The sequence below is a fragment of the Sphingomonas sp. genome (assembly GCF_019635455.1).
In the GTDB taxonomy this organism is placed as follows: Bacteria; Pseudomonadota; Alphaproteobacteria; order Sphingomonadales; family Sphingomonadaceae; genus Sphingomonas.
Genome location: NZ_JAHBZJ010000006.1, coordinates 20,091 through 46,930 on the forward strand (window position 1 = coordinate 20,091; position 26,840 = coordinate 46,930).

The 26,840-nt window shown below is 68.4% G+C and carries 22 protein-coding genes and 1 tRNA gene; 12 read left to right on the top strand and 11 right to left on the bottom strand.

The genetic code is table 11. The features are described 5' to 3' along the window. Positions 1 to 20 precede the first annotated feature (20 nt). The 3 genes from KF783_RS08975 to KF783_RS08985 form a co-directional block, all read right to left on the bottom strand. Positions 21 to 230 carry a DUF1289 domain-containing protein gene (locus KF783_RS08975; protein WP_294078383.1) on the bottom strand — a complete coding sequence of 70 codons (210 nt, stop codon included), beginning with the start codon at positions 228 to 230 and terminating at the stop codon, positions 21 to 23. Further along, entirely contained in the window at positions 227 to 1,642 is a 1,416-nt protein-coding gene (locus KF783_RS08980; RefSeq protein ID WP_294078385.1) for a DEAD/DEAH box helicase, read from the bottom strand. The genes KF783_RS08975 and KF783_RS08980 overlap by 4 nt, the downstream gene beginning before the upstream one ends. 89 nt (positions 1,643 to 1,731) lie before the next feature. Further along, entirely contained in the window at positions 1,732 to 2,217 is a 486-nt protein-coding gene (locus KF783_RS08985) for a hypothetical protein (protein ID WP_294078386.1), read from the bottom strand. A gap of 63 nt (positions 2,218 to 2,280) precedes the next feature. Between KF783_RS08985 and KF783_RS08990 the strand changes: the two genes are divergently transcribed. The 3 genes from KF783_RS08990 to KF783_RS09000 are packed head-to-tail and all read left to right on the top strand — an operon-like array spanning position 2,281 to position 5,090. Next, complete coding sequence (locus KF783_RS08990) at positions 2,281 to 3,726, top strand: FAD-binding oxidoreductase (protein ID WP_294078387.1); 1,446 nt, start codon at positions 2,281 to 2,283, stop codon at positions 3,724 to 3,726. A 31-nt stretch (positions 3,727 to 3,757) separates the two neighbouring features. After that, on the top strand, positions 3,758 to 4,534 hold the full coding sequence (locus KF783_RS08995) for a SapC family protein (RefSeq protein WP_294078388.1): 777 nt from the start codon (positions 3,758 to 3,760) through the stop codon (positions 4,532 to 4,534). 4 nt (positions 4,535 to 4,538) lie between these two features. Continuing rightward, a complete protein-coding gene (locus KF783_RS09000) occupies positions 4,539 to 5,090 on the top strand; it encodes a cytochrome b (protein ID WP_294078390.1) in 552 nt (183 codons plus the stop codon). Positions 5,091 to 5,298: 208 nt separating this feature from the next. Here the strand turns inward: KF783_RS09000 and KF783_RS09005 are convergent, their stop codons facing one another. Further along, entirely contained in the window at positions 5,299 to 6,138 is an 840-nt protein-coding gene (locus tag KF783_RS09005) for an N-formylglutamate amidohydrolase (protein ID WP_294078392.1), read from the bottom strand. Between the two features lie 133 nt (positions 6,139 to 6,271). Between KF783_RS09005 and cpdR the strand changes: the two genes are divergently transcribed. The 4 genes from cpdR to KF783_RS09025 all read left to right on the top strand — a co-directional run bounded on the left by cpdR (position 6,272) and on the right by KF783_RS09025 (position 9,723). Next, positions 6,272 to 6,649, top strand: coding sequence for a cell cycle two-component system response regulator CpdR (gene cpdR / locus KF783_RS09010; protein WP_294078394.1), 378 nt, complete (start codon positions 6,272 to 6,274; stop codon positions 6,647 to 6,649). Between the two features lie 83 nt (positions 6,650 to 6,732). Then, positions 6,733 to 6,807 (top strand) — tRNA-Val (locus KF783_RS09015). 167 nt (positions 6,808 to 6,974) lie between these two features. Further along, the gene (locus tag KF783_RS09020) at positions 6,975 to 8,525 is read left to right on the top strand and encodes an amidase (protein ID WP_294078396.1); all 1,551 of its coding nucleotides are present in this window, start codon (positions 6,975 to 6,977) and stop codon (positions 8,523 to 8,525) included. 10 nt (positions 8,526 to 8,535) lie between these two features. Next, positions 8,536 to 9,723, top strand: coding sequence for a CoA transferase (locus KF783_RS09025; RefSeq protein ID WP_294078397.1), 1,188 nt, complete (start codon positions 8,536 to 8,538; stop codon positions 9,721 to 9,723). On the opposite strand, the gene KF783_RS09030 is transcribed toward KF783_RS09025, so the two are convergent. From KF783_RS09030 to KF783_RS09060, 7 genes are all read right to left on the bottom strand, one after another. Next, the gene (locus KF783_RS09030; RefSeq protein ID WP_294078399.1) at positions 9,720 to 10,682 is read right to left on the bottom strand and encodes an alpha/beta hydrolase fold domain-containing protein; all 963 of its coding nucleotides are present in this window, start codon (positions 10,680 to 10,682) and stop codon (positions 9,720 to 9,722) included. The genes KF783_RS09025 and KF783_RS09030 overlap by 4 nt on opposite strands. After that, positions 10,664 to 13,828, bottom strand: coding sequence for an amidohydrolase family protein (locus tag KF783_RS09035; RefSeq protein WP_294078401.1), 3,165 nt, complete (start codon positions 13,826 to 13,828; stop codon positions 10,664 to 10,666). The genes KF783_RS09030 and KF783_RS09035 overlap by 19 nt, the downstream gene beginning before the upstream one ends. Positions 13,829 to 13,949: 121 nt before the next feature. After that, the gene (locus KF783_RS09040) at positions 13,950 to 15,287 is read right to left on the bottom strand and encodes an MFS transporter (protein WP_294078403.1); all 1,338 of its coding nucleotides are present in this window, start codon (positions 15,285 to 15,287) and stop codon (positions 13,950 to 13,952) included. Positions 15,288 to 15,325: 38 nt separating this feature from the next. Further along, a complete protein-coding gene (gene proC, locus KF783_RS09045; protein WP_294078405.1) occupies positions 15,326 to 16,102 on the bottom strand; it encodes a pyrroline-5-carboxylate reductase in 777 nt (258 codons plus the stop codon). After that, a complete protein-coding gene (locus tag KF783_RS09050; protein WP_294078406.1) occupies positions 16,102 to 17,373 on the bottom strand; it encodes an amidohydrolase family protein in 1,272 nt (423 codons plus the stop codon). Before KF783_RS09050 ends, proC begins: the two co-directional genes overlap by 1 nt. Then, positions 17,370 to 18,764, bottom strand: a complete 1,395-nt coding sequence (locus KF783_RS09055; protein WP_294078408.1) for an amidohydrolase family protein — start codon at positions 18,762 to 18,764, stop codon at positions 17,370 to 17,372. The genes KF783_RS09050 and KF783_RS09055 overlap by 4 nt, the downstream gene beginning before the upstream one ends. 3 nt (positions 18,765 to 18,767) lie before the next feature. Further along, positions 18,768 to 19,430: an FMN-binding negative transcriptional regulator gene (locus KF783_RS09060; RefSeq protein WP_294078669.1), complete on the bottom strand. Its 663-nt coding sequence runs from the start codon at positions 19,428 to 19,430 to the stop codon at positions 18,768 to 18,770. A gap of 151 nt (positions 19,431 to 19,581) precedes the next feature. Between KF783_RS09060 and KF783_RS09065 the strand changes: the two genes are divergently transcribed. The 5 genes from KF783_RS09065 to KF783_RS09085 all read left to right on the top strand — a co-directional run bounded on the left by KF783_RS09065 (position 19,582) and on the right by KF783_RS09085 (position 26,840). Further along, positions 19,582 to 21,042 (top strand): PLP-dependent aminotransferase family protein, encoded by a 1,461-nt coding sequence (locus KF783_RS09065; protein ID WP_294078409.1) that lies wholly within the window; start codon positions 19,582 to 19,584, stop codon positions 21,040 to 21,042. Positions 21,043 to 21,137: 95 nt separating this feature from the next. Continuing rightward, complete coding sequence (locus tag KF783_RS09070; protein WP_294078411.1) at positions 21,138 to 21,629, top strand: hypothetical protein; 492 nt, start codon at positions 21,138 to 21,140, stop codon at positions 21,627 to 21,629. Beyond that, positions 21,626 to 23,299 (top strand): amidohydrolase, encoded by a 1,674-nt coding sequence (locus KF783_RS09075; protein WP_294078413.1) that lies wholly within the window; start codon positions 21,626 to 21,628, stop codon positions 23,297 to 23,299. The genes KF783_RS09070 and KF783_RS09075 overlap by 4 nt, the downstream gene beginning before the upstream one ends. Positions 23,300 to 23,471: 172 nt before the next feature. After that, positions 23,472 to 25,628, top strand: a complete 2,157-nt coding sequence (locus KF783_RS09080) for a TonB-dependent receptor (RefSeq protein ID WP_294078415.1) — start codon at positions 23,472 to 23,474, stop codon at positions 25,626 to 25,628. A 105-nt stretch (positions 25,629 to 25,733) separates the two neighbouring features. Further along, positions 25,734 to 26,840 carry a PepSY-associated TM helix domain-containing protein gene (locus KF783_RS09085; RefSeq protein WP_294078416.1) on the top strand — a complete coding sequence of 369 codons (1,107 nt, stop codon included), beginning with the start codon at positions 25,734 to 25,736 and terminating at the stop codon, positions 26,838 to 26,840.

Sequence of the window (26,840 nt, forward strand, 5' to 3'; positions counted from 1 at the left end):
GTGATTGTTTCAGCCGGGGATCATGCCGGCGCGCGACCCGCGATATGGTGCAGGATCTCACGCCTGCGCGTGTCGCTCGCGCCCGACCATTCGGCAATTTCCCCGATCGTCCGGCGACACCCCTGGCACAGCCGGTCCGGTCCGATACGACAGATCGCGACACAGGGGCTCTGCACCCCCGGCAGCGGCGTGAATTCGAGGAAATCGTCGGCGTCGCCCGACGCGGTCACGCCGGGATCGTGAAGTTCAGGAAATCGGGAACCGGGCCGTTCCAGCCGCCGTCATCGGGACCGTGACCATCATGATGGTCACGGTCGCGCCGCCGGTCCCGCTCGGGGCGGGGCGCGCGGGCAGCGGCCGGTGCGCGATGCGGTTCACGGTCACGGCGCGTTTCGCGCTCGGCAGGCGGCGCGTCGTCCTCCGGAACGGAGTCCTTCGCGGCCGGCTTGGCTTCGCCCTTCTTTTCGCCGGCCTTCTTGCCGCGACGCGCGCGGGGCTTGTCGTCGGTCGGCTCGGCAGCAGGTACGTCGCCGATCCGCTCGATCTTCTGCCCGGTCAGCTTCTCGATATTTTCGACCGCCTCGGCATCGGCGCTGGTGACCAGCGTGTAGGCGGTGCCGGTCGCCCCCGCGCGGCCGGTGCGGCCGATGCGGTGGACATAATCATCGGGATGCCAGGGCGCGTCGAAATTGAAGACGTGGCTGACGCCCTTGATGTCCAGCCCGCGCGCCGCGACGTCCGACGCGACCAGGATGTTCACGTCCCCGGTCTTGAACCGGTCGAGTTCGGCGAGCCGCGCCGGCTGGTCCATGTCGCCATGGATCTCTGCCGAGCGGAAGCCATGTTTCTTCAGGCTCTTGTTCAGCTCGCGAACCGTCGTCTTGCGATTGCAGAAGATGATCGCGGTGCGCACATCCTCCGCGCCCAACAGGCGGCGCAGCGTCTCGCGCTTGCCGAACGCGCTGCTCGGCGCGGAAACCAGCCGCTGGGTGATGTTGATATTGGTGGTCGCGGGGCGCGCGACCTCGATCGTCTTGGGGTTCGTCAGGAACCGGTCGGCCAGCTTCTTGATCGGCGGCGGCATCGTCGCGGAGAAGAGAAGCGTCTGGCGATTGGCGGGCAGCTTCGTGCAGATATTCTCGATATCGGGGATGAACCCCATGTCGAGCATCCGGTCCGCCTCGTCGATCACCAACAGGTTGCACCCGGTCAGCAGGATCTTCCCCCGCTCGAACAGGTCCATCAGCCGGCCGGGCGTGGCGATCAGCACATCGACGCCCTTTTCCAGCGCCTTGACCTGATCGCCCATCTGCACGCCACCGATCAGCAGCGCCATCGACAGCTTGTGATGCTTTCCGTATTTTTCGAAATTCTCGGCGACCTGCACCGCCAGCTCGCGGGTGGGCTCCAGAATCAGGCTGCGCGGCATCCGCGCCCTGCTGCGCCCTTCGGCCAGCACATCGATCATCGGCAGCACGAAGCTGGCGGTCTTGCCGGTGCCGGTCTGGGCGATGCCGATCAGGTCGCGCATCATCAGCACCGGCGGGATCGCCTGGCGTTGAATGGGGGTCGGTTCGGTATAGCCGGCCTCTGTGACGGCCTTCAGCAATTCGTCAGAGAGGCCGAGATCGGCAAAGCTCATCCAGATGTCCGGAAAATATGCAGGCGACAGGCCCGCCTAACCCCGGCGCGCATCGGAGAAATGCGCCCGAAAGTCAAGGTTGGAAGGGGTCAACGCTCGGGAATCAGGGTGCGGAACGCCTGAATCCTGCATTCGCCGCCCGAACGGGAGCGGAACACGTCGCGCTTCGCGCAGACCATCCCGTCCTTGGTCGGGCGGACATAGAAGCCCGAATAGAAATCGAGCGACGGGCATTCGCGGCCCAGCTTCGCGCGCACGCGGCGCCCGCCGGCCAGCACCAGGTCCACGCTGTCGGCGCGGGTGATCGCGGCGCCGCTCACCGCCTCCATCCGCACGCATTTGTCGGCATCCCGCTCGACCCAGGTGATCGGCGGCAGCGGCGCGGCCGGGGCCGACACGCGGCGCGCGGCATCCGGGCCGGGGATGCGGATGACGATATGCTGCTGGATGCGAATCTGCGTTACCCGGCCGGGGGCCGGATCGGGCGGCACGGCAAGTCCCTCTGCCCCCATCGGCGGCAGAAAGAATGCAGTGATCGCGGCAAGCAGTTCGTTCACCATGAAGATGTGCCTCATAACGGCATCGTTTGAACAGTGGATGAATTGCCGCGCGCCATCCCGCCATGGTACCGGCGCGGCATGAACGAACAGCAGCGACAACTGGTGGCCCGGGCGGTCGAACGGTTCGGAGCAAAGGTCGCGGTGACCGATCCGGACGCGATTCGCCCGTGGCTGACCGATTGGCGCGGACGCTATCATGGCGCCGCGCCCGCGCTGCTTCAGCCGCAATCGACCGATCAGGCGGCGGCGCTGGTCGCACTCGCGGCGCAGCATGGCGTGGCGCTGGTGCCGCAGGGGGGGAATACCGGCATGGTCGGCGGCGCGACTCCGCCCGCCGACGGATCGGCGCTGATCCTGTCGACCCGGCGGATGAACGCGATTCGCCGCATCGATGCCGGCGCCGGGCTGGCGGTGGCGGAGGCGGGGGTGATCCTCGCCGAGCTGCACGGCGCGGCGATCGCGGCGGGGCAGCGCTTTCCCCTGACGCTGGGCGCGCGGGGCAGCGCGACGATCGGCGGCCTCGTCTCCACCAACGCCGGCGGCACGCAGGTGCTGCGTTTCGGGACGATGCGGGCGCTGGTGCTGGGGGTGGAGGCGGTGTTGCCGGACGGCAGCATCCATGACGGCCTGGCCCCGCTCAAGAAGGACAATCGCGGCTATGATCTCACTCAGCTGCTGATCGGGGCGGAGGGGACGCTGGGCCTGGTCACCGCCGCGACGCTCCGGCTCGTTCCGGCGGTGGCGGCGCGGGCGGTCGCGTGGGTGGGCGTCGAAACGCCACACGCCGCGCTCGCCCTGCTCCGCCTGTTCGAACGCGCGGGGGAGGTGGTCGAGAGTTTCGAGGTCGTTCCGGCGCATTCGCTCGACCTGGTGCTGCGCCACATCCCGGACACCCGCGCGCCGCTCGCCGGATCGCACCCCTGGCACGTGCTGGTCGAGGCGGTGGCGAGCGCGCCCGGCGATCGCGATCCCGGGGCGCTGATCGAAACCGTGCTGGCCGGCGCGCTGGATGCGGGCCTGATCCGCGACGCCGCGCTGGCGGCGAGCGAGGCGCAGGCCGAGTCCTTCTGGAAGCTGCGCGATTCGATTTCGGAGGCGGAACGCGCCGACGGGCCGGCGCTTCAGCACGACATCTCGGTCCCGGTCGCGGCGATGCCCGATTTCATGATCGACGGCGCGCGCGCGGTAGAGGCGCGCTTTCCCGGCACCAGCGCGGGGGCGTTCGGCCATCTGGGCGACGGCAATGTCCATTTCCATGTGCGCGCGCCCCGTGGCAGCCCCGCCGACTGGGCAGCGGCGGCGAGCGGCACGATCAGCCCGTTCGTCCACGACCTGGTGGTCGCGGCGGGGGGATCGATCTCCGCCGAACATGGCATCGGCCAGATGAAGCGCGACGAGCTGGCGCGCCTGTCCTCGCCCGCCCGCATGCACGCCCTCGCCGCGATCAAGCGGGCGTTCGATCCGGCCGGGCTGTTCAATCCGGGGAAACTGGTTACCCTTGCGCAGGACGGCGTGCGTCAATAGACCGCGCGCATTCGAATCCCAGGAGAAGACGATGGCCACCGCGCCGCAGACCCAAGGCCTTCCGCTGTTCTATAACGACCTTCAGCCGCTTTCGAGCGAGGCGCACGCCGATTTCAAGGCGCGCACCGTCACCTCGGCGCCGTTCATGGCGAAGCAGCATGCGATTCCGCTGACGGTCGAGGAATTCCCGCTGGTGCAGCGTTTCATGCCGATCGTGTTCTCCGTCGGCGATGAGCCGGTTCCGCTCGCGCTGATGGGGCTGAACGAGGGGGTGAACGTCTTTTTCGACGACGCCGGCAACATCAAGGAAGGTCTCGAAATCTACCTTCCGGCCTATGCGCGCCGCTACCCGTATCTTCTCGCCAAGCTGCGTCCCGATGCCGAGGAGCTGTCGCTCTGCTTCGATCCGACGTCCGACATGATCGGTGCGTTCGACGAGGGGCAGGCGCTGTTCGAGGACGGCAAGCCCACCGAGCTGGTCCAGCAGATCCTGAAATTCAACGAGGATTTCGAGATTGCCGGGCAAAAGACCGGCGCGTTCGTCAAGGAGCTGAAGGACCAGGGACTGCTGATGGACGGTGAGGTCGCGATCCAGGCCGAGGGCGAGGAACAGCCCCATGTCTATCGTGGCTTCCAGATGGTCGATGAGAACAAGCTCAACGAACTGCGCGGCGACCAGCTGCGCAAGATGGCACAGAACGGCATGTTGCCGCTGATCTATGCGCATCTCTTCTCGCTGGGCCTGATGCGCGACATCTTCGCCCGCCAGATGCAGGCCGGTTTCGCGCCGCCGCAGCCGGCGGCCTGAGCCGATGGCCGCGGCGTTCCGCAGCGATCGCTACACCAGCGTCGCGATCGCGCTTCACTGGACCCTCGCGGCCCTCATTCTGTTCAACCTGTTCGTGGGGATCGGGCATGATGCCCTTCCGCGCGACTGGGCGCTGATGCCCGCGCACAAGGCGGTCGGCATCCTGGTGCTGGCGCTCAGTCTGGTGCGTCTGGGCTGGCGGCTGGCGCATCGCGCGCCCGATTTCGCGCCCGGCGTCCAGCCCTGGGAAAGGCTGGTCGCGAAGGTCACCCACTGGACCTTCTACGCGCTGATGATCGTCGTTCCGCTGACCGGGTGGATGCTGGTGTCCGGCGCGAAGACGCCGCGGCCCTTCTCGTTCTTCGGGCTGTTCGACGTTCCCTTCCTCCCCGTCGGCCGCGCCGGCGGCGGATTCGGCCATGAGGCGCATGAGGTGCTGGGCTATGCGATGGCTGCGCTGGTCGCGCTCCACGTCGCGGCCGCGCTCTGGCACCAGTTCGGTCGGCGGGACGGAACGCTTGGCCGTATGATTCCCGCCCTGAAACGGGGGGCTTAGCGGTCGTCGCCACTCGGTTCGTCGCATTTGCGATTGTGGCCTTGAAGCAACGGTCAAGCCTGCATATATTCGACTTGTACGGTTTCCGTGTCCCCCCTTTCGCGGAACCGTGCGGCACGCCTGCGGGCGTGTCTCCTCCCTGAACCTTGGCCGCCCGGTGGCAACACCGGGCGGTTTTTTTATGCCAACGAGGTACGGGTCGCGGCGGTCACTCTGCGGCGTCCGCCAGCGGCAGCGTCTCGTCCGCGACCGCATCCACCACCCGGCGCAGCAGCGCCACCGTGGCGTCGAACCCGGCACCCGGCTCGCGTTGGCGCCGGTCGAGATAGAGCGAGCGGTCGAACTCCAGCTGTATCGCGTGGATATTCGTCCCCGGATCGGCGTGGCGTGCCAGCACATATCCGCCGGCATAGGGCGTGTTGAGCGCGGTGCGGACGCCGGCGCTGTGTGCGCTCGCTTCGATCCGGCTCACGAATCGCGTTGCGGCGGCCCGTCCGAACCGGTCGCCGATCACCAGCCGCGCGCCACCCCGGGCCAGCGGCGGCATCGAATGGACATCGATCAGCACCGCGACCCCGAAGCGCGCCCGCGCCGCCGCCAGCGCATCGGCCAGCGCGGCGTGATAGGGGCGATGGTCCTTCCCGATCCGGGCGCGCACCTCTTCGTCCGAAAAGCGCCGCCGCCATAAGTCGGCGCCACCCACCCGGCGCGGGATCAGGCCCAGCCCGCTGCGCAGTTTCAGCGACATCGCGCCGTCGGGGATCGGGTCGGCGCCCTCGTCCACGCGGGGATCGCGCTCGGTCTCGGCGCGGTTCAGATCGATCCACGCCCGCGGACGCGTGGCGACGAACAGCGTTTCCGCCCCGCGTGCCGCCAGCGCCAGCGTATCGGCGTGCCGGTCCTCCAGCGCGATCAACGTCGCGGGCGCGACCCGCAACGCCGCGCGCAGTGCCAGCGGATAGTCGCGACCGGCATGCGGCACCGACAGCACGACTGGCGATGCCGGTTCGGCGGGTCCGTGGCGGTCATAGGGCGGCGCGCCGGTCATGCCGGCCAAGTCTATGCGTCGATATGCGGGCGGGCAACGCCCCGCGCGGCTGGAAAATCTTAAGCTGTTCGCGCATAAGGTGCCGGCTGGCGGGGCAAGCGCGGCGACGGGGCTGCGCGGTGAGGGAGCGCGCATGATCAGGATTCTTCTGGCCGAGGACGACCGGGTGATGCGCGAATATCTGACGCGCGCGCTGGAACGTTCGGGCTATGCCGTGGTGGCGGTCGATCGCGGCACCGCCGCCCTGCCGCTGATCGAGAGCGAATCGTTCGACCTGCTGCTCAGCGACATCGTGATGCCGGAGATGGACGGCATCGAACTGGCGCAACGCGCGAGCGAGATCGCGCCGGGCATGCGCGTCATGTTCATCACCGGCTTCGCGGCCGTCACGCTGAAGGCGGGGAAGCAGGTGCCACAGGCGCGGGTCCTGTCGAAACCGTTCCATCTGCGCGATCTGGTGCTGGAGGTCGATCGCCTGTTCGAGAGCGAACAGGTACCCAGCAGCAATTGATCGTGACGGTGCTTGCATGGGGCGGATCGCCCCGCTAAAGCGCCGCTTCCCGAGATTCGCCGGTGGCCATGGCCGCCGGCAACGGGCGCGTAGCTCAGTGGTAGAGCACTGTGTTGACATCGCAGGGGTCGCAAGTTCAATCCTTGCCGCGCCCACCATTGCAGAGGCCAGCTTTCCCCAGGGGTTAGCTGGCCTTTTTGCTGGCGCCGGGCCGGCGGAGCCTTGCCGGAGCAGGTGCGACGATCTCGCTGGCGACCCGATTGGCCCCCTGTGAAACCGGTGCGTTGGCGGTGTTCGGCATGCCGCACCCGGTTTAGGAAGCGCCATGACCGACCCTGTTTCGAGCACCGCCATCGCACTCACGCGCAGGGAGTTGCTGGCCGCGCCGGTGCTGTTGTCTCCGGCCGCCGCGCTTGCCACGACCGGGGGCGGTATCTCGCCGCTGCTGCGCATGGATGCGGTGGACCTTGCCGCCGCCATCCGCCGGAGGGAGGTGTCGAGCCGCGATCTGATGGCGGCGCATCTCGCCCATGTCGATCGGCTGAATCCGCGGTTCAACGCGATCGTGTCGCGCGTGGATGGCGACCGGTTGATGAAGGCGGCGGCCGATTGCGACGCGGATGCGGTCGCGGGGCGGTTTCGCGGGCCACTGCACGGCTTTCCCCATGCGGTGAAGGATACCGCGCCCACGCGCGGCATCGCATCGACCCAGGGGACGCCGCTGCTGCGCGATTATGTGCCGACCGCCGATTCGCTGGTCGTTTCGCGGATGCGGGGGGCGGGGGCGCTTTTTGTCGGCAAGACCAATGTTCCTGAATTCGCGCTCGGCTCCCACACCTTCAATCCGGTGTTCGGGGTGACACGCAACGCATGGAATCCCGCCGTCACCGCCGGGGGAAGCAGCGGCGGCGCGGCGGTCGCGCTGGCGCTCAGGATGGTCCCGCTCGCCGATGGCAGCGATTTCGGCGGATCGCTGCGCAACCCCGCCGGATGGAATAACATATTCGGGTTCCGCCCGTCCTTCGGGCGCGTTCCCTCGGTGCCGTCCAGCGATGTGTTCGGCCAGACCTTCGCGACCTCCGGGCCGATGGCGCGGCGCGTCCGCGACCTGGCCCTGCTCCTGTCGGTTCAGGCCGGTGCGGACGTCCGCTCGCCTTTCTCGCTTTCCGACGATCCGGTGGTCTTTGCCGGGTCGCTCGATCGCGAATGGCGGGGCCGGCGGATCGGCTGGCTTGGCGACCTGAATGGCGATCTGGCGATGGAGCCGGGGCTTCTCGACACCTGTCGGAACGCGCTGGCGGGGTTTCGCGCCATCGGCATGCAGGTCGAGGAGGCGCGGCTGTCGATGTCGGCGGCGGAGATGTGGCGAACGGCGGTGACGCTGCGCCACTGGTCGGTGGGATCGGACCTCATGGACTTCTATGCCGATCCGGCGAAGCGCGCGCAGATGAAGCCGGAGGCGATCTGGGAGGTCGAGGGCTATCTCGCGCTGTCGGCGCGCCAGATCGCCGAAGCGTCGCAGGCGCGCTCGCGCCTCTATCAGGCGTTTCGCGAACTGTTCGAAACGTTCGATTTCGTGGTGCTGCCCAGCGCGCAGGTGTTTCCGTTCGATGTCGAGACGCGCTGGCCGCGCGAGATCGCCGGGCGGTCGATGGACAGCTATCATCGCTGGATGGAGGTGACGCTTCCGGCGACGATGGCCGGTCTGCCGACACTGGCGGTTCCGGCCGGATTTGGCGGGCCACGCCGGCTGCCGATCGGGCTTCAGATCATCGGACCCACGCATGCCGATCTGGCGGTGCTGCAAGTCGGCCATGCCTATGAACAGGCGTCGCCATGGATCGCCGCGACGCTTCCGCCGGCCGTACGCGGCTGAACGGGCGGCGATGCTGACGCTGCTGAACGGGGTACGCGTGATCGAGGTGGGGGCGGTCGTGCTTGGCCCCTATGCGGGTCAGATCCTCGCCGATCTGGGCGCCGATGTCATCAAGGTCGAGCCGATCGAGGGGGATATCGCGCGCGACGCGCACCCGCGCGGCGCGGCGGGGGGCGCGCTGTTCGTCAACAACAACCGCAACAAACGGATGCTGGCGCTCGACCTCAAACAGGCAGAGGGACGCGCGGCGCTGCACCGGCTGATCGCCGATGCCGATGTGCTGCTGCACAATATGCGGGTCGAGGCGGCCGAGCGGCTGGGCCTCGGCTTCGACGCGGTTTGCGCGGTCAATGCGCGGATCATCCATTGCGCCGCGATCGGTTTCGGGCAGCGCGGCCCCTATCGCGACCGGCCCGCGTTCGACGATGTGATCCAGGCGGCGAGCGGCATCGCCGGCCTGGCGGCGATGACCGGCGGCGATCCGCGCTTCGTTCCGACGATTCTGGCGGACAAGGTCGCCGCGCTGCACGCCGTCTATGGCATCCTCGCCGCGCTGGTCGCGCGCGCGAACGGCAATGCCGCCGCGATCCAGGTCGAGGTGCCGATGTTCGAGGCGCTCGCCGCTTTCCTTCTCAACGAACATCTTGCCGAAGCGACGTTCCGTCAGGACGGGGCGGTGGGCTATCCGCGCCTGCTCTCGCCCAACCGGCGCCCGTTCCAGACGCTTGACGGGTGGATCGCGGTCCTGCCCTATACCGAGCGGCAGTGGCGCGCCTTTCTCGCTGAGGTCGGGCGGGAGGATGTCGCACAGGCCGACTGGTTTGCCGACCCGCGTGCGCGGGCGGCGCGGATCGATGATCTCTATGCGCTGGTCGCGCACGCGCTCGGCACGCGTTCGACCGCCGCGTGGATGGCCGCGCTCCAGGCGCGCGACATCCCCTGTTCGAATGTCGCCACGCCTGCCCAGCTGCTGGATGATCCGCATCTTTTCGACATCGGATTTTTCGACGTGCCGGATGGCTATGCGGAGGGGATCGCGCGGTCGCTTCCCCAGCCGGTCCGTTTCGACGGAGCCGGGGAACGGCCCGACACCGGGCCGCGCGCGATCGGCGCCGACAGCCGCGCGATCCTGGGTGAGGGCGGATTCGATGCGGGAGAGATCGACCGGCTGATCGCGGCGGGGGTCGTACGCGGCTAGGCCAGGTACGCGCGGATGAACGCGGCCCCGTCCGAAATCGCACGCCGGGCCACCGCTGCCATCGACATCGCCTCCAGAAAGCTGTGCGTGGTCCCGGGATAGACGGTCGCCTGCGTCGCGACGCCCGCCTCGGCCAGGCATCGCGCCATCGCCAGCGACTGTTCGATCAGCACGTCATATTCGGGAATGACGAGACAGGTCGGCGGCAGGCCGGTCAGCTCCGCATGCAGCGGGCAGGCATATGGGTCCTGCGCCTCACGCACCGGATCGGTGAGGTAGTTGTCGTAATAGGAAAGCGCCTCGGCGCGATCCATGATCGAACCGGGTCCGCCGAACTGCGCTTCGGCCGCGTCCGAAATCGCGTTCGAGAAATAGCCGTAATTGGCAAGGATCGCGCGCAGGACGCCTGATTCTCCCGCGTCGCGCAGGCGCAGCGCGGCGGCGATGCTCAGGTTCGCGCCGGCGGAATCGCCGCCGATCGCCAGCCGGCCGGGATCGACGCCGATCTCCCCGCCATCGGTGTCGAGCCACCGGATCAGCGCGACGATGCGGTTGAGCGCCTCGGGAAATTTATGTTCGGGCGACAGGGGATAATCGACACCGATCACCGCGAAATCGCCGCGCGCGGCATATTCGCGCATCAGCCGGTCGTGGGTGTCGATCGAAAACAGCGTGAACCCGCCGCCGTGCAGATAGATCAGCGCCGGTGCCGGCGTGGCGGCGCCTTCGGGGAAATAGGCGCGGATGTGCAGCGGTCCCGCCCCCGGATCGAACAGGCGCTCGATCGTCCGCACCATGGCCGGCCCGCCCTCGGCCAGCGGGGCGCGGACCTGCTCGCACACCGCACGCTGGGCCGGGAAGTCGAGGGTCGCGAATGGCGGATGCATCGCCCATCGCGCGCGCATCCCGTCCAGAAAAGCGCGGATTTCCGGGTCCAGCTTCAGTCGGTCGGTAGCCATTGCGTGTCACCTGTGCGTGCGAACCAGGGGGCGGGCAGCGTGCGCGGGGTGGGCCACAGTTCGTCGAGCGTCGCGGCGTCGAACAACTGTCCACCGCGCATGACGAGCGCGACCGATCGCGTGTCGCGGATATCGTTCAGCGGATCGCGGTCGAACACCACCAGATCGGCATATTTGCCCGGTTGCAGCGTTCCCATGTCGTCCAGCCGCCCGATCGTCTCGGCCGCGCCGGCGGTGGCGGCGTGCAGGATCTCCATCGGCGTCATGCCGCCCAGGCGATGCGCCTCCAGTTCATAGTGAAATCCGATGCCCGGCTCGTCCCCATGCGATCCCATGCCGACCAGCGCGCCGGCGCGCACCAGCGTTGCGACATCGCGTGAGAGCGCCGGCAGGCGCGAGGCTGCGAGCGATCCCCATTCGCGATGGCCCAGCTTTTGCGCGATCGCGGCGGGCGGCCAGAAATGCCGTACCTTCGCGTCGCGTGCGGCAGGATCGTGCAGCGCGACATAATAGCTGCGCGCCGCCGGCCCGCTGGTGTTGACCAGCAACGTCGCGACATAGCTGGTCCGGGTGAACTGATAGAGTTTGACCACGTCCTCCTGAAACGGCGCGATCGGCAGCGCGTGTTCGTTGCCGGCATAGCCGTCGAGCAGCTGGGTCAGAATCAACTTGGGGTTATGGCTGCCCTCGGTCGTCGGCAACAGGCCCAGCTCGCGCGCGGCGATCGCGATCCACTGGCGCACGATGCGGCTCTCGCCGCGATATTGCTTGATGTTGCGCAGGCCCCATGCGTCGCGATAGCGGCGCAACACATCCCGGACCTGGTCGAGCGAGGTGAAGCGTTCCTTTGAAAACAGCGCCGGCCCGGTCGATCGCAGGCGCGGACCGACCATCAGACCGGCATCGATCAGGTCCTGATAGGCGATCTGGTCGATCCCCAGCGTCGAGGGGTCGAACGATGTCGTGACGCCATTGGCGAGCCGCACGCGCAGCCCCCACTCCTCGTCGCCGATCACGTTGCGGCGAATGCTGCCGATATGGTCATGGTCGTCGATGAAGCCCGGCGCGACCGTGCGTCCGCCCAGATCGCGCACCGGCGTCCCGGCCGGCACCGCGAGCGTCCCGTGCGCGCCGATCGCGGCGATGCGATCGCCATCGATCAAGATGTCGGCGTCGGCGATCACCCGGTCGCCGTCGGTCATGGTGAGCGCCCGCCCATGGGTCAGCAACAGGCGACCCGCCGGCCGCGCGCGGGGCAGTTCCGCGATCAGTTCGGCCCCCGCGCGCGGCGCGCGCGCGGTGGGACTGGCCAGCGTTCGTACCAGATTGCCGACCGACCAGAGCAGGCCGCCGTCCGCGCGCCAGTCGAAAAAGTCGGCGCCCATCGCGCTGACCTTGCGCGCGGTGCCATGCGACGCGGTCAGGTCGATGTCGATGTCCGGCCCTTGCGGCACCGGCATCACATAGAGCTGCTCGCTGGTCTGCGCCGCGAGCCACTTGCCGTCCGGGCTGATCCGCACGTCATCGGCATTGGCGAGCGCGTCGGTGAAATAATAGCCCTGCGCCTTCACTCGCGCGATCGGGCGCGTGGCACCGGTCTTTAGATCGACTTCGACCAGCCCGGCGTCGCTGACCAGATAGGCGCGGCCGGGCCGGTTCGCGACGAAATGGGGGCGCTGGCCGAACCGGCCCTCGGCAATCACCCGGGCCGCGCCGCCATCGGCGGGAAGGGCGACCAGCTGCGCCGGGCGCACCGTGCCGAACTCGAAACTCGATTGCCGCCGCGCCGCCGCAGGCGATCGCACGGCCAGGATCGTCCGCCCGTCCGGCGTATAGGCCGGGTGGGTGTAAAAGGCGGTCAGGTCGCTCACCTTGCGCGGCGCCTCCGATCCGTCGGCGGCGATCGTCCAGACCTCACCGCCGCCCGCCTCGCTCCAGCTCACATAGCTGAGCCGTCGCCCGTCCGGACTCCAGCTGGGCAGGGAGGGCAGGGCGCCCTCGATCGGCAGGCGGCGCGACGGGCCGCCACGCAGCGGCTGGACATAGAGGCTGCCCAATGCGGCGAACGCGACCCGCTGGTTGTCGGGGGACAGGGTCGTCCCCTGTGGCAATTTCGCGCGGACCGCGCCGGCCGGCTCGCGGAACGCGATCCGCGTCGCCGGTCCGATCGCCAGTTGCAGATGCGCGATGAACGGGATCCGCGTGGGCGCCGATCCATCGACCGGACGCCGCTCGATCCGGCCATCGACCGCGATCAGGATCGCCTTGCCGTCGGGGGCGAAGCTATAGCGAGGGATCAGGTCCATCCACGCCGCGCCGTTCATCAGGTCGAGCGTTGCCGGCCCCAGGTCGCGATCCTCGCCCGTCACCAGGTTGCGCAGCCGCAGCCGGGTTTCGGCCATGCGGCGGGTGGCATAGGCGAGCAGCGTCCCGTCGGGGGAGATGGCGGGTCGGAAAAACGCCTCGCTCCCCGCGCTGCGCCCCTCGCCGGAGTCGATTACGGTCTGTTCGGCGCCGGTGGCGAGATCGCGGCGCACGATCGTCCACGGCACCATGTCCTCGAACGACAGGTCGCCGGTGCGACGCGCGAAATAGAGCCATTTGCCGTCGCGCGATGCCGCCGCGCCAAGCGTGCTCTGCCATGCCGCGCGCGGCGCGTCGGGCTTCAGCCTTGCCGGAGCGACGAGTTCGCCGGGGCCACCCGCCACCGGATGGCGCCACAGCTCGTACCGGTCCCATCGGATGCGATAGCGGCTGACATAGACATGGGTGCCGTCGGCGCTCCATTCCGGCGAGGTGCGGACCGCGCCGTCATCCCCGTCGGTGATCCGCCGCGCGTCGCTGCCGTCGGCACGCGCGATCCAGACATTGTCGCCCCCGGACCGGTCGCTGACATAGGCGATCCACTTGCCGTCCGGGGAAAAGGTCGGCTGGACATCGAACGCGATGCCCTGGGCGATCGGCACCGCACGCCCGCCGGTGACGGGCAGCGCATAGAGTTCGCCCAGCATGTCGAACAGGATCGTCCGCCCGTCCGGCGAAATGGCGAGCGACATGAAGGTGCCGCTCGACACCTCGGTATCGAGCGTGCGCGTCGGCTTGAGCGGCAGCGCGTCCTGGGCCTGCACGCCAGTTGCGAGCGTCACGGCCGCGATCATTGCCAGCATTGCCCGACCCATCTGCCCGCCTCCCTGTTGACCCCGAAACCCTAGCCGCCGGATGCCCGGGACGGAACGGGCCAAGTCGCACAAACCGCCCCCGCCAGCGTCAGGCGAGATGGCCGTGCGCCCGCGGCTCGCGCATCCGCCACGCCACCACGAACGCGATCGCGCAGACCGCCGAGACATACCAGGCGAACGCCTGTTCATGGCCGATCTGCTTCATCAGCAGTGCGGCATATTCGGCGGTTCCGCCAAAGATCGCCGCAGCGATCGAATGGCCCAGGCCGACGCCCAGCGCACGGATCCGCGCGGGGAACAGCTCCGCCTTGAACAACCCGGATACCGATGTGTAGAAACTCATCAGGAACAGCGAGGCGAAGACCAGCAGCCCCGCGCTCCACAGGGAACCCGCCCGCCCGATCGCGCCGAGCAGCGGCACCGCGAACAGTGTCATGCCGCCGCTGAAGATCAGCAGGTTGGTCCGCCGCCCGATCCGGTCGGACAGCGTCCCCAGCACCGGCTGAAGCAACAGGAACGCAAAGGTGACGATCAGCATCACCCGGCTGGCCCCGGCGACGTCCATGTCGGCGGTATTGACCAGATATTTCTGCATATAGGTGGTGAAAGTGTACAGTGTCACCGCGCCGGCGGCGCTGAGCGCCATCACCACGAACATCGCGCGCGGATGCTGAAACAGCGTGGCGAGCGATCCCGCGTCCGACCCGTTTGCCGCCGGTTCGGCGGTTTCATGCATCTGATCACGCAGCAACAGGAAGACGCCGGCAAGCCCCGCGCCGATGACGAACGGCACGCGCCAGCCCCATTCGCGGATCGCGGTTTCGGACAGGCTCGTCTGGAGCGCGAAGATCGCGAGCAGCGCCAGCAACTGTCCGCCGATCAGCGTGACGAACTGGAACGAGGCATAGAAGCCGCGCCGGCCCGGCTCCGCGATCTCGCTGAGATAGGTGGCGGCGGCGCCATATTGCCCGCCCGTCGAAAACCCCTGCATCAGCCGCGCGACCAGCAACAGCGCGGGGGCGGCCGCGCCGATCGCGGCATGGGTCGGCAGGAACGCGATCAGCAGCGACCCGGCGCCCATCAGGATGACCGACGCGATCATCGCCGCCCGCCGGCCCCGACGGTCGGCATAGCGTCCGAAAAACCACCCGCCGAGCGGCCGGATCAGAAAGCCGGCGGCATAGATGGCCGCGACGTTGAGCAACTGCGCGGTGCGGTCGCCCGAGGGAAAGAACGCCGAGGCGAAGTAGAGCGCGGTATAGGCATAGGCATAGAAATCATACCATTCGATGAGGTTGCCGATCGATCCCGCCACCGCCGCGCGCGCGCGGGTGCGTCGGTCGAGTGCGATCGGGCGCGCATCGCGCGTGTCGAGCGGGGCGGCCCCATCGCCGGGGACGCCGATCATGGCCGGACCTGCGTTCATCTTCCTCTCCTGCGACGCCTTTTCGTCGGCGTTCGATCCTAGTGCGCGAGTTCGCGCGAGCGTGCCGCCGCCGCGGTCAGCATGTCGGCCGCAAGGCGATCGATCGCCTTGCCGGCGTCCATCACGGCCAGCCCGGCGGCGGTGGTTCCTCCCGGGCTGGTCACCTGGCGGCGCAGTTCGTCGAGCGCCGCGGGATCGGCCTCGGCCAGCGCGGCTGCGCCGGTAAAGGTCGCGCGGGCCAGCCGCATCGCCAGGTCCGGGGACAGGCCGGCCTTGCCCCCCGCTGCGGCGAGCGCCTCGGCAAAGCGAAAGAAATAGGCGGGGCCGCTGCCCGACAGGGCGGTGATCGCATCCATCTGGGCCTCGGCCTCCGCCCACACGACATCGCCGGCGGGGCGAAGCAGGTCGCGCGCCAGATCGCGGTCGCCCGCGCGGGTGCCGGGACCGGCGATGGCGGCGGTGATGCCGCGTCCGATCGCGGCCGGGGTGTTCGGCATCGCCCGGATCGCCCGGCGCGTGTCCAGCGCGGCTTCAAGCCCGGCCAGCGTCACCCCGGCCATGATCGAAACGATCAGCGCGCCGTCCATGGCGAGCGGGCGAAGCGCCGGCGCGACATGGGCGAAACTCTGTGGCTTGACCGCCAGCACGATCACGCGTGCGTCGTCGGGGGCCAGCGCCTCCAGCGCTTCGATGCGCTCGACCCCGTCGGGAAGCGCGTCGGCCATGGGATCGAACGCCAGTACGCGGTGACTGGCGCGCCAGCCCCGGGCGAGCGCGCCGCCCATCCGCCCGCAGCCGATGAGCAGCACCTCCATCAGCGGGCGTCCCGATAGCGTTCGGCGAGCAGGTCCTGACGCGATCGCGTCGATGCCGTGCGCCCTTCCACGATCACGTTCAGCGCGATGCTCGACGGTTCGAGCGGATCGCCGTCCCACACCACCAGATCGGCGGGCGCGCCGGGTGTCAGCGTGATCCGCTCGCCGCCCCAGATCGCGGCGGGATTGATCGTCACCGCGCGCAGCGCGTCGGCATAGGGCAGGCCGTTCGCCACCGCGATCCCCGCGCCCTCGCGCAGCGCCATGCCGGCATTGTAGCTCATATGGATGCCGCCGCCGACCATGCCAAAGGCGATGCGCACCCCGGCGGCGGTCAGGATCGCGGCGTTGGTCTGACGGGCGCCAAGCTGGTCGAAACTCTCGGGCATGTTGGTCAGCGGGTCCAGCACGACGGCGATCTTTGCCTGTGCCAGCGCGTCGGCCACCCGCCACGCCTCCGCGCCGCCCACGATCACCACCCGGATGCCGAACTCGCGCGTCAGGTCGATCGCCTGTCGAATGTCCGTTTCGCGATGCGTCTGGATGGCGAGCGGGATCTCGCCGGCGATCACGTCGCGCAGCGCTTCGCCCTCGTCATGGCGGCCGCGTCCCGGCGGCGGACCGCCCCGACGCTTGCCCGCGTCGGCCGCTTCGCCTGCTGCTCCGGCCCGCTTCGCATCGGTCAGCGCCTTGCGCAGCACCGCCCATTGCTGGGCGCGCGATCCGATCCGGTCCCACGCACCGCCGCCGATCACCGCATAGGCCGCGACATCGCCCCGGCCCAGAATGTCGGCGCCGTCGCGCAATCGTGCGATCACCGGCTCGCCGCTGAACACCGGCTGCCGCGACGGCGAGGGGTAGATGAGCGCGCGGGTCAAGCCGTCGGCGCGGGCGAGATCGACCAGCGTCGAATTTCCGTTGAGCGCGCGGGCCGGGTCGAACCCGGGATTGCGATCGTCGGCGGAGGCCTGGTCGCGCGTATCGGCGGATGACGAAACCTCGATCAGCCCGATCTGGGTCGCGCCGTTCATCAGCCCGGGGGTCACCGGCTTGCCCTTCGCGTCGATCACGGTCGCCCCTTCCGGCGCCGCGCCGCCCGGCGTGACCGAGACGATCCGGCCGTCGGCGACGATGATGGTGGCGTCGCGGACCGGCGTGTCGCTCTCCATCGTCCACGCTTCGGCGTGGGTGATGGCGATCGGCGGGGCGGCCGTCTGGGCCAATGCGGGCGTGGCCGCGCCGAGCGCGAACATGGCGATCAGGCGCTTCATGGCTGCGCACTCCGACGGCCCAGTTCGAAATCGGAAACCGGCGCGGTACGCGGTTGCGCCCGGTCCCAGGCGATAGCGCCGTCGATCAGGACCAGATCGGCGCGGCTGTACACGCTGAACGGATCGCCCGACCACAGGACCAGATCGGCGCGATAGCCGGGCGCCAGCGTCCCGATCTGGGTGTCCAGGCCCAGCAGCTTCGCCGGATTGCTCGTGGTCCATTTGATCATCGTTTCGGGCGGCGTCACGATGCCGATGCGCCGCCCCGCCGCTGCCGCCTTGGCCGCCGCGATATTGAGCCGCTGGCCATCGGCCGGCGAATCCGAATGCATCATCACGCACACCCCTTCGCGTTCGAGCAGCGGCGCCTCGGCGCGGATCGCGTCCTGCGCCTCCATCTTGAATCCCCACCAGTCGGCCCAGACCGCGGCACAGGTTCCCGCCGCGCGCAGCAATCCCGGAATCTTGTACGCCTCAGTCGCGTGGTGGATCGCGCCGATCCGGAATCCGAACTCCTTCGCGATGTTCAGCATCGCGGCGATGTCGCCCGCGCGATAGCAGTGCAGGTTGACGCGGATGTCGCCGGTCAGGATCCCCGCGATCGCCTCCAGCTTCAGGTCGCGCGCCGGTGCCGGCCCGGCGCCCGCGCGATGCCGCTCCCATGCGCGGCGATATTCCTGCGCCTCGATGAACCGCTGCCGCATATAGGCGATGACGCCCTCGCGGCTGGTCGGCCCGTCCTGGTCCTTTTCCGCGCCCCAGCTTTTCGGATTTTCGCCACAGGCCATTTTGAAGCCCTGAACCGCGCCAGCGACCTTCATGTCCCACACGGTCGGCGCGCGCACGGGTTTCACCACGACCGACCGGCCGCCAAAGATCGGGGTCGATCCGGGGAGGATCTGGATCGTCGTGACGCCCGCCGCCAGCGCCCGGTCAAACGCCATGTCCTGCGCGTTGACCGCGGTTTCGATCCAGGTATCGGCGCTGTTCGGAGTGGCGGTTTCGGCAACGTCGCTCGCCTCGCGGTCGATGTCGGTCAGCGGGCGCACGAAGGTGCCGTCGTGGCTGTGTACATCGATCACGCCCGGGGTGATCCAGCGGCCCTTCGCATCCACTTCGCGGACGCCCGGATTGGCCAGCGCCCGGCCGACCGCGACGATCCTGCCGCCCCGGACAAGGACGTCGCCACCGTCGATCCGCCCGCCCGCGCCGTCCAGGATCGTCGCGCCACGCAGCAGCATGTCGTCGGGCCTTGGCTGGACATAGCGGCTGGGAAAGGGGTCCTGTTGCCCGGGCGCCGGCGCGGCGGCCCGTTGCGCATCGCCCGGCGCAGGCGCGGCGAGCGACAAGCCCGCGACCAGCATCCACCCGATCCGTCCCGCCATCGGCATGTGTCAGCGCTCCCCGTTCATCCGCCGCATCCACGCGACCGTTTCGACATCGGGCAGGGTGGCGGTAATCGCCGCAAAGGTCGACGGCTTCTCGTCCTGGCCCAGTTTGAACTTGCCCGACAGGTCCGTCACCCGCGCGCGAAAGCCGATGATGTGCGGCAGCATCGCGTGATAGCGCGGCCCCAGCTCCTCGACCCGCCACGGCGCGGCACGGCCATTCTCGACCGCGTCGATGAGCAGCGCGAGCGCGTGTTCGGTGAGCGCGTCGTCGAACGCGATCCGCGCCGCGATCTTCAGCTGGGCATAGTTCCAGGTCGGCGCCCAGTCGCGCCGCCCGGCATGTTCGGGGCTGATATAGGCGGCCGGCCCCCGGAACAGGATCGTCGCGTCCGGCCGTCCGGCAAGCAGGGCATGGAGCGGGTTGCTCCGCATCAGATGACCGATCAGCTCGATCAGCCGGCCGGAATCGTCATAGACGCCCACCAGCGGCAACAGGCTCGCCTCGATCGCCGCGCCGGTCCCGCCACAGACCCATGCCAGCGGATAGTCGGCGATAAGCGCCCGGACATCGGCGTCGCTGAACCGGTCGAACGGCGAAATGCCGGTATCGTGGCGCGTTTCGGCCACGCGGATATCCCCGTCCCCCATGTGATGCTGACCCGCCACCTGTTCCAACTGGCCCCCTTTTTCCGCAGCCGCCGGGGGGCGGCAAGCACCAAGTCAAAAAAGGATGGGGGTCCAAGCACATTGCGGAAGGCCGTGAATCTCGATAGCCTTGGCTCTCCTTGAGGCAAATTACGGAGGGAGCGGGGGTCCAATGCTCAGGCCTTGGCAGGTCACGCTCGGCGAGCGGATCGATCCGGCGCGCGATGTGCCGATCTACATGCAGATCATCCAGGCGCTGATCCGCGACATCGAGCGCGGGCGCCTGACATCGGGGACCTATCTGCCCAGCAGTCGCGAACTCGCGTCGATCCTGGGTGTCAATCGCAAGACGGTGGTGCTCGCCTATGAGGATTTGATCGCGCAGGGCTGGCTGGCCTCGGCGGGGACGCGCGGGACGATGGTATCGACCTCGCTCCCCGACCCGGTCGAGCGGCAGCGCGGCGAGGCCGAGGCGACGATGAGCGAGGTGCCGATCGACTATCGCTACGCTTCGCCGCCCGATCGGCCGTTGGCGCTGCCGTCGGGGCCGGGGCTGAAGCTGGACGAGGGGGCGCCCGACGGCCGCCTGTTCCCCGCCGAACTGCTCGCCCGCGCCTATCGCGCCGCCGCCCATCGCGCGTCGCGGGAAAACAAGTTCCAATATGGCGATCCGCGCGGCACGCCGGCGCTTCGCGAGAGCGTCGCGACGATGCTGAAGAGCCAGCGCGGATTGCCTGTCTCGGCGGAAAATATCTGCATCACGCGGGGGAGCCAGAACGGCATCTTCCTCGCCGCCCATGTGCTGGTCCGGCCGGGCGACACCGTGATCGTCGAGGCGCTGACCTACGAACCCGCAGTGGCTGCCTGCCGGTCGCTCGGCGCCAATATCGTCGCGGTCCCGCTCGACGCGGACGGGATCGACGTGGCGGAGGTCGAACGGGCGTGCCGGCGCAATGCCGTGCGCGCGGTGTTCCTGACGCCGCATCATCAATTTCCGACGACGGTCTCGCTGCGCCCGGAACGGCGGCTGCGGTTGCTGGAACTGGCGCATCAGTTCGGCTTCGCGATCATCGAGGACGATTACGATCACGAATTCCATTTCGAATCACAGCCGCTGTTGCCGATGGCGGGCTATGGGCCGGGCCACGTCATCTATGTCGGGTCGATGTCGAAACTGCTGCTGCCGACACTGCGGATCGGCTATGTCGCGGCGCCGCCGCCGGTGATCGACGCGATCGCGCACATGGTGTCGCTGACCGACGGCATGGGCAACCGGCTGACCGAGGATGCCGCCGCCGAACTGATCGAGAATGGCGAGTTGCGCCGGCACGCGCGCAAGGTGCGCCAGGTCTATGCGAAGCGACGCGAAAGTTTCGCGGCGGAACTCGACAGCCGGTTCGGCGACATCGTCGAGTATCGCATGCCTGAGGGGGGGCTGGCCTTCTGGCTGCGCTTCAACGTCGATCTCGACCAGATGGAGGCGCGCGCGGCGGCAATGGGATTGCGCTTCGCCTCGTCACGCTCGTTCATGACCCGCGACGACGCTCCCCGCGGGCTGCGCGTCGGGTTCGCCAGCCTGAACGAGCGGGAGGCGCGGGCGGCACTGGCGGCATTGCGCGAGGCGGCTGGATAAGGCCGGCGGCACTGGACCCTGTGGGTGACCCATTGTTGGATGTTTTCCGATCCATGGCGGGGGCGCAGCATCGCCACGATCTGGGAGGAACTGGCATGAAACATCTCGTCGTCGCTCTGGCCGCCTGCGTTGCGGTTCCGGCTCTCGCTCAGGAGGCGCCCAAGCCGGCGGAACCGGCGGCCGTATCCGAGGCGTGGCCGGAGGCCTGGTTCGAAATCTTCAAGCTCGCGCCCGGCAAGCAGGAAGAGTTCATCCGCCGCATCGCCCAGGCGGACGAGGTCGCCGCCGCGGCCGGTCTGCCCCCGATCCAGCTGTTCTTCCACGAAGACGGCGCGGATTTCGACGTGATCCTGTTCAAGCCGGTGACCGGATTCAAGCCGACGCCGGAACAGCAGGCGGCGATGGCAAAGAAGCGCCGGGAACTCGGCATGCCGAGCGGCCCGGCCTATTTCATCGACATCCGTGAACTGGTCGCCTCGCACACCGATTCAAAGACCTATGGCCCCTTGTCCGCCGCGCGCTGGATCGCCCGGCTCGACAAATGGCGCGCGGAAAATCCGCCTCGCAAGCCGGTCATGGGCAAATGAGGGTCGATCGGCGCGCGCTGCTCGGCGGCGGCGCGGGAATGGCGGTCACCGCCTTGTCACCTGCCGCGTTCGCCGGGGCGCGGGGCGACATGCTCGACATCGCCTATCTGAACGCGCGGGTGTGGACCGGGGCCGGTCCCGACATGCGCAGCGACGCGATCGGGGTGAAGGGCGATCGCATCGCCGCGATCGGTGCCGCCGCAGTCCGCGCGCGGATCGGCAAGCGGACGCAGGTGATCGACCTTCAGGGCGCGTTCGTGACGCCCGGTTTCATCGATCCGCACGTCCATTTCGTCAAAGCATCGACCATGTTGTCACAGCCCTCGCTGCGTGACGCGGCGACGCCGCGCGCGTTCATCGACCGGGTGGCGGCGGCGGCGCGGGATCTGCCCAAGGGGACCTGGCTTCAGGGCGGGAACTGGGATCAGGATCGTTGGGGCGGCGAAATGCCGAACCGAAGCTGGATCGATCCGGTGACGCCAGACACGCCGGTCGCGGTGATCCGTTACGACCTGCACATGCTGCTGCTCAACTCGCTCGCGCTCAAGCTGGCGGGCATCGATCGCAACACGCCGGACGTGCCGGGCGGGGTGATCGAGCGCGATGCGAAGGGCGAGCCGACCGGCATCGTCAAGGATGCCGCCAAGGAGCTGGTGCTGCGGGCGATCGGCCAGCCGACGCCGGACGAGATCGACGCGGTGACGCGACAGGGGATCGCGCTCGCGCTGAGCAAGGGCGTGACGCAGGTCCATCCGACCGAGCTGGAAACGATCAGCTTCGATTCGACCCGGCGCCTGCGCGCGCAGGGCGAAACGGGTCTTCGCTTTCGCCATTATCTGCCGCTCAAGGATTGGGAGGCGCAGGCCGCGCTGATCGCACGTGAAGGGCGGGGCGACGATTGGGTGCAATGGGGCGGGTGCAAGGTCGTGTTCGACGGCTCGCTCGGCTCGCGCACCGCGCGCTTCTACGAACCCTATCACGACGATCCGCAGACCCGCGGCATCATCGTCACCGATCCGGCCGACCTCAAACGCTGGATGCTCGGCGCGGACAAGGCGGGGCTTCAGATCGCGGTCCACGCGATCGGCGACGAGGCCAATGATATCGTGCTGGCGACGATGGCACAGGTGATCCGGGCGAACGGCGCGCGCGACCGGCGGTTCCGGGTCGAGCATGTTCAGCATGTGAAACCGCATGCCTTTCCCCGGTTCAGGGAAATGGGCGTGATCGCTTCGGTTCAGCCCTATCACGCGATCGACGATGGTCGCTGGGCGGTCCGCCGCGTCGGCGAGAAGCGGCTGGAGACCAGTTTCGCCTTTGGCACGCTGATCCGCTCGGGCGCGCATGTCTGCATGGGCTCGGACTGGCCGGTCGCGCCGATCGACCCGCTCACCGGGCTGGAGGCGGCGGTCGATCGCGAGACGCTGGACGGGAAAAATCCGGGCGGATGGTTTCCGGCGCAGCGCATCTCGCTGGCACAGGCGATGCGCTGCTACACGCGCGAAGGGGCCTATGCCGGGTTCAACGAACGGCGGATGGGGCTGATCGCGCCCGGCATGCTGGCCGATCTCGCCGTCTGGGATCGCGACTTATTTGCGATTGACTCGCATTTGCTTTTGAAGGCAAGGGTGCTGCGGACGATCGTCGGCGGGGTTCAGCGATACGGATAGCGCCGATGCGGCCACGCTTTTGCGCAACTTTCGCATTGGACCCCCGTGCATCGCCAAACTGGATGTTTCGCGGCCCAATGCATCCGCGCAATGTCATCATGCGATGACCTGGCTGGCACGAAACCGGACCGGGATCGGGGAGAAGGCACAACCAAATTCGGGGGAATTGAACATGGCTGTCAATCGCACGCAGTTTTGCCGCACCGGCCTCGCCACCTTGGCCGCCGTGATGGTGTTCGGGTCGCCGGCCCAGGCGCAGGAGGCGACGTCCAGCGACGACATCGTCGTCACTGCCCAGCGCGAGAACGAAACCCAGGTCAGCCGCAGCGGATCGCTCGGCGCGCTGGGTGAGAAGGACGCGATGGACACGCCCTTCGCGGTCAAGAGCTATAACGAGGCGCTGATCCTCAACCAGCAGCCGCTGACGCTGGGCGCGGTGCTTGAGAATGACCCCTCGGTCCGTACCTCTCTGGGCTTCGGCAACGCTTCTGAACAGTTCGTGATCCGTGGCTTCCCGCTCTATGGCGAGGATGTCGCGATCGACGGGCTGTACGGCGTCACGCCGCGTCAGCTGGTTTCGCCCGAACTCTATGACCAGGTCCAGATCCTGAACGGCGCCAGCGCATTCCTGTTCGGCGCCGCGCCGGGCGGATCGGCACTGGGCGGTACGGTGAACCTCAGCCCTAAGCGCGCGAAGGACAAGGATACCAACCGCCTCACCGCCAATTACCTGTCGGACCGCCATTTCGGCGGCGCGTTCGATTTCGGTCGCCGCTTTGGCGCCGACAATGCGTTCGGCGTGCGCATCAACGGCGCGGGCCGCTCGGGTGATATCGCGATCGAGGATGAATTCCGCAGTTCGGTGGTGCTGGGCGCGGGCATCGACTGGCGCGGCGGCCGCGCGCGCGTCAGCCTCGACCTCGCCTACCAGCGCGCGAAGGTGCAGCATATGCGCCCGTCGGTCACGTTGCAGAGCACCGTCACGACGGTGCCGGACGCGCCGCCCGCCGATCTCAACTATGGTCAGGCATGGAACTACACCACGCTTCGCGACATCTTCGGCATCTTCAAGTTCGAATATGATCTGACCGACAGCTTCATGTTCTATTTCTCGGCCGGCGCCCGCGACGCGGCGGAGCGGGGGTCGTACCAGAGCTTCCGCCTTGTCAACGCCACCACCGGGGCCGGGTTCGTCACCGGATCGAACATCCCGCGCAACGACAATAATGAAGCGGGGCAGGTGGGCGTGCGCGGCAAGTTCGCGACCGGCCCGATCACGCATGAGATCAATCTGGGCGGATCCCACAGCCGGTACGTGAACCGCAACGCCTATGAGTTCAGTTCGTCCAACACGGCAATCGCGCCGGCGAACAATCTCTACAATCCGATCCAGGTCGCGATGCCGGCGCTGACCGCGTTGCGGGCCGGCAACCTCGCCGATCCGAACCCGGCGAACCGGACGCGGCTCTCCAGCCTGTTCTTCTCCGACACGCTCGGCTTCTTTGACGATGTGGTCCAACTGACCGCCGGCCTTCGTCGCCAGAACATCTATTATCGCAGCTACAACATCACCACCGGCGTGCAGACCAGCACCTATAACAAGAGTGCGACGACCCCGGTTGTCGGCCTGGTCATCCGGCCGAGCCAGACGGTGTCGATCTATGCCAACCGGATCGAGGGTCTGGTACAGGGTCCGGTCGCACCGGCCGGCACGATCAATGTCGGCGAGGTGTTCCCACCCTACAAGACCGTCCAGTATGAGGTCGGCGGCAAGGTGGCGCTGGGCGGGTTCAACGCCTCGATGGCGCTGTTCCAGACCGATCGTCCGCAGACGCTGACCGTGCCGACGACGGCGGGCAATGTGTTCACCGTCAATGGCCAGCAACGCAACAAGGGGATCGAATTCGCGCTGGACGGCGAACCGGTCGATGGGCTGCGCGTCATCGCCGGCCTGTCGCTCACCGATGCCAAGCAGCGGCGTACCCAGGGTGGCACGACGGACGGCAAGGATGCGATCGGCGTTCCCGACTATACCGCCAACGTCAATGTCGAATGGGATCTCGGCTTCCTGCCCGGCGTCACGCTGACCGGGCGCGTGATGCAGACCGGCAAGCAGAAGGTGAACCTGACCAACACGCTCGAACTGCCCGAATGGACCCGGTTCGACCTGGGTGCGCGCTACGTGCTGGTGGCCGGCAACGCGCCGATCACCCTGCGCCTCAACGTCGATAATATCGGCAACCGGCGCTACTGGGCGTCCTCGCTCGGCGGGTATCTGGTGCAGGGCATGCCGCGCACGTTCAAGGCGTCCGCGACGATCGAATTCTGATCCGCGCCGACGCATCGATCACGATAGGCCCGGCCGGCGACGGTCGGGCCTTTTGTGGTTGCTTGGACCCCCGTGCTTGCAAATTCTGGGGGTGGCCGGGGCCAGTTGTCCGCCTATCCTGATGCGATGACCGTCTCCGCCTCCGCTCGTCCCGGCCAACGCTCGACCCTGCTCCGCCTGCATCGCTGGATCAGTCTCTGCGCGGCGATCTTCTGGCTGCTTCAGGCGCTGACCGGTGTGCTGATCGTCTTCCACTGGGAAGTCACCGACGCGCAGATCTCCGCGACCCACCGTCCCACCGACTATGCGGCGATCGAGCGCCGCATCGCCCGGTCGGTGACCGCGCGCGGCGGCACCGTCGGATCGGTCTGGACCGCCGCCGGCGCGCCCGACCGCTACAATGTCAACTATACCGATGCCGACGGAACCAGCCGGTCGATTCGCATCGCCGGCGACGGCACCATCCTCGACACGCCGCAACCGGGCGAGGAGCGGCTGATGGGGTTCCTCGTCGGATTTCACCACGATCTGCTCGGCGCATGGGGCAGCTGGATCGTCTCGATCAGCGGCCTGCTGCTCTGCACCAACCTGCTGCTCGGCCTCGCCACCGCCTGGCCACGGCGCGGAACATGGGGCCGGGCGCTGCGGCCCAGTCGGCGCGGTCCGCTGACGGCGCGGCTTTACGGTTGGCATCGTGCGCTCGGGCTGCTGGTCGTCGTTCCGGCGCTGGCGATCGCCGGGACCGGCACGCTGCTCAAATTCGAGGATGGGGTGGGCGAATGGATCGGCGCGACATCGGTCACGCTGCCGGCCAATCCCCCGGCCGGCCCGCCGATCGGTTTTGCCGCGGCCACGCGCGCCGGCCTTGCCGCCCTGCCGGGAAGCGCGTTCACCCAGGTCGCCTGGCCAAAACCCGATGACGCCACCTATCGGGTGCGGCTGCGCGCGCCGGGCGAACTACGGCGCGCTTATGGGGGCAGCTATGTGCTGGTCGATGCCAATGACGGCCGGGTGCGCGGCGTCTTCCCGATCGCGGCCGCCTCACCCGCCAACCGGTTCATGAGCGCGCTGTTCCCGATCCATACCGGGGAGGCGGGCGGGCTGGTCGGCCGGTTGCTCTCGATCGCGATCGGGCTGTGGCTGATAACGATGATCGTCACCGGGGTCTGGCTCTGGGCGAAGCGGCGCCGGCCGCGGCGGCAGGGGGGATAG

What these genes read in the sequence shown, in the direction of transcription:
- KF783_RS08980 (WP_294078385.1), bottom strand. Translation starts at nt 1,642, where the DNA reads ATGAGCTTTGCCGATCTCGGCCTCTCTGACGAATTGCTGAAGGCCGTC.
- KF783_RS08985 (WP_294078386.1), bottom strand. Translation starts at nt 2,217, where the DNA reads ATGAGGCACATCTTCATGGTGAACGAACTGCTTGCCGCGATCACTGCA.
- KF783_RS08990 (WP_294078387.1), top strand. Translation starts at nt 2,281, where the DNA reads ATGAACGAACAGCAGCGACAACTGGTGGCCCGGGCGGTCGAACGGTTC.
- KF783_RS08995 (WP_294078388.1), top strand. Translation starts at nt 3,758, where the DNA reads ATGGCCACCGCGCCGCAGACCCAAGGCCTTCCGCTGTTCTATAACGAC.
- KF783_RS09000 (WP_294078390.1), top strand. Translation starts at nt 4,539, where the DNA reads ATGGCCGCGGCGTTCCGCAGCGATCGCTACACCAGCGTCGCGATCGCG.
- KF783_RS09005 (WP_294078392.1), bottom strand. Translation starts at nt 6,138, where the DNA reads ATGACCGGCGCGCCGCCCTATGACCGCCACGGACCCGCCGAACCGGCA.
- cpdR (WP_294078394.1), top strand. Translation starts at nt 6,272, where the DNA reads ATGATCAGGATTCTTCTGGCCGAGGACGACCGGGTGATGCGCGAATAT.
- KF783_RS09020 (WP_294078396.1), top strand. Translation starts at nt 6,975, where the DNA reads ATGACCGACCCTGTTTCGAGCACCGCCATCGCACTCACGCGCAGGGAG.
- KF783_RS09025 (WP_294078397.1), top strand. Translation starts at nt 8,536, where the DNA reads ATGCTGACGCTGCTGAACGGGGTACGCGTGATCGAGGTGGGGGCGGTC.
- KF783_RS09030 (WP_294078399.1), bottom strand. Translation starts at nt 10,682, where the DNA reads ATGGCTACCGACCGACTGAAGCTGGACCCGGAAATCCGCGCTTTTCTG.
- KF783_RS09040 (WP_294078403.1), bottom strand. Translation starts at nt 15,287, where the DNA reads ATGAACGCAGGTCCGGCCATGATCGGCGTCCCCGGCGATGGGGCCGCC.
- proC (WP_294078405.1), bottom strand. Translation starts at nt 16,102, where the DNA reads ATGGAGGTGCTGCTCATCGGCTGCGGGCGGATGGGCGGCGCGCTCGCC.
- KF783_RS09050 (WP_294078406.1), bottom strand. Translation starts at nt 17,373, where the DNA reads ATGAAGCGCCTGATCGCCATGTTCGCGCTCGGCGCGGCCACGCCCGCA.
- KF783_RS09055 (WP_294078408.1), bottom strand. Translation starts at nt 18,764, where the DNA reads ATGCCGATGGCGGGACGGATCGGGTGGATGCTGGTCGCGGGCTTGTCG.
- KF783_RS09065 (WP_294078409.1), top strand. Translation starts at nt 19,582, where the DNA reads ATGCTCAGGCCTTGGCAGGTCACGCTCGGCGAGCGGATCGATCCGGCG.
- KF783_RS09070 (WP_294078411.1), top strand. Translation starts at nt 21,138, where the DNA reads ATGAAACATCTCGTCGTCGCTCTGGCCGCCTGCGTTGCGGTTCCGGCT.
- KF783_RS09075 (WP_294078413.1), top strand. Translation starts at nt 21,626, where the DNA reads ATGAGGGTCGATCGGCGCGCGCTGCTCGGCGGCGGCGCGGGAATGGCG.
- KF783_RS09080 (WP_294078415.1), top strand. Translation starts at nt 23,472, where the DNA reads ATGGCTGTCAATCGCACGCAGTTTTGCCGCACCGGCCTCGCCACCTTG.